Origin of the sequence: Enterococcus sp. BSD2780061688st2 D3, from assembly GCF_005844145.1 — a bacterium.
In the GTDB taxonomy this organism is placed as follows: Bacteria; Bacillota; Bacilli; order Lactobacillales; family Enterococcaceae; genus Enterococcus_B; species Enterococcus_B durans.
In genome coordinates this window covers 1-4,246 of record NZ_SPHN01000044.1, presented here as the reverse complement: position 1 = coordinate 4,246, position 4,246 = coordinate 1, and the positions used below count along the sequence as shown (strand labels likewise).

General features: G+C 34.8%; 4 protein-coding genes. 2 read left to right on the top strand and 2 right to left on the bottom strand.

Annotated elements, in window-relative coordinates:
* Positions 1 to 217 precede the first annotated feature (217 nt).
* Both FGQ66_RS14765 and FGQ66_RS14760 read right to left on the bottom strand, forming a co-directional pair.
* On the bottom strand, positions 218 to 460 hold the full coding sequence (locus FGQ66_RS14765; RefSeq protein WP_002331373.1) for a hypothetical protein: 243 nt from the start codon (positions 458 to 460) through the stop codon (positions 218 to 220).
* Positions 453 to 1,031, bottom strand: coding sequence for a SinI family restriction endonuclease (locus FGQ66_RS14760; RefSeq protein ID WP_002299133.1), 579 nt, complete (start codon positions 1,029 to 1,031; stop codon positions 453 to 455). The genes FGQ66_RS14765 and FGQ66_RS14760 overlap by 8 nt, the downstream gene beginning before the upstream one ends.
* Positions 1,032 to 1,360: 329 nt before the next feature.
* Here FGQ66_RS14760 and FGQ66_RS14750 point away from each other — a divergent pair, with 329 nt between their 5' ends.
* On the top strand, positions 1,361 to 2,956 hold the full coding sequence (locus FGQ66_RS14750; protein WP_138302648.1) for a type I restriction-modification system subunit M: 1,596 nt from the start codon (positions 1,361 to 1,363) through the stop codon (positions 2,954 to 2,956).
* On the top strand, positions 2,946 to 4,187 hold the full coding sequence (locus tag FGQ66_RS14745) for a restriction endonuclease subunit S (RefSeq protein WP_033918031.1): 1,242 nt from the start codon (positions 2,946 to 2,948) through the stop codon (positions 4,185 to 4,187). The genes FGQ66_RS14750 and FGQ66_RS14745 overlap by 11 nt, the downstream gene beginning before the upstream one ends.
* Positions 4,188 to 4,246: the final 59 nt, after the last annotated feature.

Here is a 4,246-nt window from a genome sequence, read left to right as displayed (position 1 = left end):
ATGCTTTAGCGGGTATTACAATTTGAGTGTAACATAAATGGCTTTTTTATTTGTCTCGCTTAATTATACAAACGGCGAGAATATCGACAAGACTAGGATATTTTTTTATATATGCATATCCTTGTGGTGCAGTAACTCCTAAATTTTTTAAATTAGACAGACTTATTGGTAAAAGTATTTCTTCTAGGTGGATAATTTCGTAAGCATATTTTCCCTTTTAAACTAATTGTTCAAACTTATCGTCTCCTAAAAAGTAGTGTTGATTTTTCTTAAGTTTAGTAATTGGATTTTTTACAATCAATTTATACTTTAAAGCTTTGGTGGGGATTGTTTCGTAAATCCAAAAGATATTATAAGGATCTGAGGTAAGATAGAAATTTCTAAATTCAAAGTTTTTTTGTTTGTTTATAATTTTTTCCATGTATCGTGGATAGATACTAATAAGGATATTGTTAGTCATCGAGTGTCCATAATTCTCGTGTGGATTTTTCATTAATATAAGCTAAATAACTATTTTCAGTTAACTTAGCTGCCAGTTCCTTACTAGCTTCAGTCATTTCTATTAATACTTTCCAATTGGGGATAGGGCTATCCAAACCAGAAATTTTTGTCGGCTTATTTAAACGATTCCATTTTCTAATTGTTGTTCCTACTCTTATAGCTGAACTCGAACTGCTTTCTGTATTGTATTTATTTTTCACTTGTAAAAGAATTGGTGAGGTTCCTAAATAACAGAAATCAACAGCTCGATATACAGAGCCGGCGCACCAAATCCAACCTTCAGGTTCTAACACTTCGGCTAAATATTCCTCTAAAATACTTCCGTTCATGTTCTCAGCGCTCATATATAAAAAATGTCCACGCAAGTAGTCATTCAATACTTTTTGATCATCAATATTAGCATTTGCTGCTACTCTAGTAGTTAAAGCAGCATCTTTTTCGCCAAATGTTTTAAGAGGTTTTTTTAATGCTGGGTTATTCCTATCCCTGATGTATTTATTACACCATTTTGTTAAGTAAATTTTTGCCATAATTAATGGATTATCACTATCAGGTACTGATATACCAGTGAACAAACTTGGTCCATTGTGAGTGCAAAATAAAAAAGTTCTTTTAAATTTTTATGATACTTACTATCTTCAACGTCATCGATAACTTCATCAAAAATAATGGATGCCGGTTCTGTGGTTAAACCTTCATTTAAGATTGATTCAAAAGTTCTATTTTTGTTAGGCATATACGTCACGTAGCTTGTTATCAAGAATAAGATTCTTTCTTTTTTTTTGCTTTTTCTAAAAGGGAGTATGCTAAAATAAGAGGGTATATAGCAACTTTAAATAAGAGATAGGAGTGTATCTTTTTGGGTGCAGAATTAAATCAAAAATTATTTAGTGCGGCAGATAATCTCCGTAGCAAAATGGATGCGTCAGAATATAAAAATTATTTATTGGGGCTGATTTTCTATAAATATTTATCCGATCGTTTGTTGGAACACGTGGTTCTTTTAGCAGATGAATCCTTAGATGAATATGACACAGTAAGCAAACAAACAATGTTGTATCGTGAATTACTTTCAGATGAAGAATCAAAAGAAGATCTGATTGCCACAATCGTTGATATTTTGGGATATGCAATTGCACCAGAGTATCTTTTCAACGTCTTAGCGGATCAAGCAAAACAAGCAACGTTCCAATTGAACGATCTAAACAAAGCCTTTGTGCAATTGGCATCTACCTACAATCAATTTAATGGGTTATTTGATGATATGGATCTCCAATCAAAAAAACTAGGAACAGATGAGCAACAACGAAATGTGACGATTACCGAAGTCATCAAGAAATTGAATGATGTAGATGTTTTAGAACACGATGGGGACGTGATCGGGGATGCGTATGAATTTTTGATCAGTCAATTTGCTTCAGAAGCAGGGAAGAAAGCCGGAGAATTTTACACGCCTCATATGGTTTCTGATATGATGGCACAAATCGTGACGTTGGATCAAAAAGAACGACGATTCTTTAGTGTTTTTGATCCAACGATGGGTTCAGGCTCATTGATGTTAAATGTACGTAACTACTTAACTCATCCAGATAACGTTAAATATCATGGGCAAGAACTAAATACAACGACATACAATCTAGCAAAAATGAACTTGATTTTACATGGGGTAGATGCCGAAGAAATGAATCTCCGCAATGGGGATACGTTGAATAAGGACTGGCCAACAGATGAACCTTACACATTTGATGCAGTAGTGATGAATCCACCTTATTCGGCTAATTGGTCAGCAGATACGACCTTCTTAGATGATTCTCGGTTTAATCGCTACGGGAAATTAGCGCCAAAATCCAAAGCAGATTTTGCGTTTCTTCTTCACGGTTTCTATCATTTGAAGGAAACAGGGACTATGGCTATCGTCTTGCCACACGGAGTTTTATTCCGTGGCGCTGCAGAAGGGGTCATTCGTCAAAGATTATTAGAAGACGGCAGTATTTATGCTGTGATCGGTATGCCTGCGAACTTGTTCTTTGGTACATCGATTCCAACGACGGTGATTGTATTGAAGAAGAATCGTCAAACTCGAGATGTATTATTCATTGATGCTAGTCGTGAATTTGTCAAAGGGAAAAATCAGAATAAATTATCGGAAGAAAACATTCAAAAAATCCTCGAAACCTACGCTGAAAGAAAAGATGTTGAGAAATACGCTCATTTGGCAACCTTTGATGAAATCAAAGAAAATGACTATAACTTAAATATCCCACGCTATGTAGATACGTTTGAAGAAGAAGAACCAATTGATATGGTTCATGTCGGAAATGACATCAAGAAGATACGACAAGAACAGCATGTGCTAGAAAAAGAACTTTTAGAAGCTATCTCTTCCCTGCAAACAACACCTGAAAATGAAGCGTGGTTACAAGGCGCGTTGGAGGTGTTCAAACATGAGCAATAATACACAACCAGAAATTCGGTTTCCTGGATTTATGGAAGATTGGGAACAGCGTAAGTTGGGGGAATTAGCTGAAAGTTTTGAGTATGGACTAAATGCATCTGCTAAAAAATTTGATGGAAGTAATAAGTATATTCGTATTACTGATATTGATGATATCAGTCACAAGTTTAATCAAAGTGGAGTAACTTCCCCAGATATTGATTTTGCAAGTGCTGATAATTACAAACTTAAAAAAGGTGATATCCTTTTTGCGAGAACTGGAGCAAGTGTTGGGAAAACATATATGTATAGAGAAAGTGATGGACTAGTTTACTATGCAGGATTCCTCATTAGAGCCAGAATAAAATCTAAAATTAGCTCAGAATTCGTATTTCAAACAACTTTTACTGATAGCTATAACCGGTTTATTAAGATTACTTCGCAACGTTCCGGTCAACCAGGAGTTAATGCTGAAGAGTATTCCAATTTTAAAATTATGATTCCAAACTATGAGGAACAAAACGCAATTGGATGTTTTTTTAAAAAAATTGATGACACTATCACTCTTCATCAACGTAAGTTAGATTTGCTGAAGGAAACGAAAAAAGGATTCTTACAAAAAATGTTCCCTAAAAACGGAGCAAAAGTGCCAGAAATCCGGTTTCCTGGATTTACGGAAGATTGGGAAGAGCGTAAGTTAAACGAGGGTATGACTGAATATACAGATAGAGTATACATTCAAGATGATGAAATATATAAACAAGTTTCTGTTAAAAATGTTGGTGAAATCACTTTGAGAGGAGAACAAATAGGATCTAAAATCGGTCGTAAGCGACAAGCAAAAGTAAATCTGATAGAGCATCCTGATACATTAATATTTACAAGGCAAACAATCGAACAAGGTGGAATAGGTTTTGCGCCTAAAGAGACTGATGGAGCTATAGTAACGGAAAATATGCCAACTATTGATGTTGATAACGATATAATTAATTGTAATTATCTATTGGCATATGTGAAAACTGAGGATTGGTATCGGAAAGTTATTTTAAAAAATATAGAAGGAGGAACTGCACAAATTGCAATTCATGAAGATAGTATTCTTTTTTCTGAAGTCCTTATCCCTAAGATAGAAGAACAACAAAAAATCGGCGCATTCTTCAAACAACTCGACGACACCATCACCCTTCACCAACGCAAATTAGATTTACTAAAAGAAACGAAAAAAGGATTCTTACAAAAGATGTTTGTTTAGGGAGGGAAGAAGAATGAAAATTAGTCACCGTGAGGAAGCGGAAGTCGAAGAACAGTTGA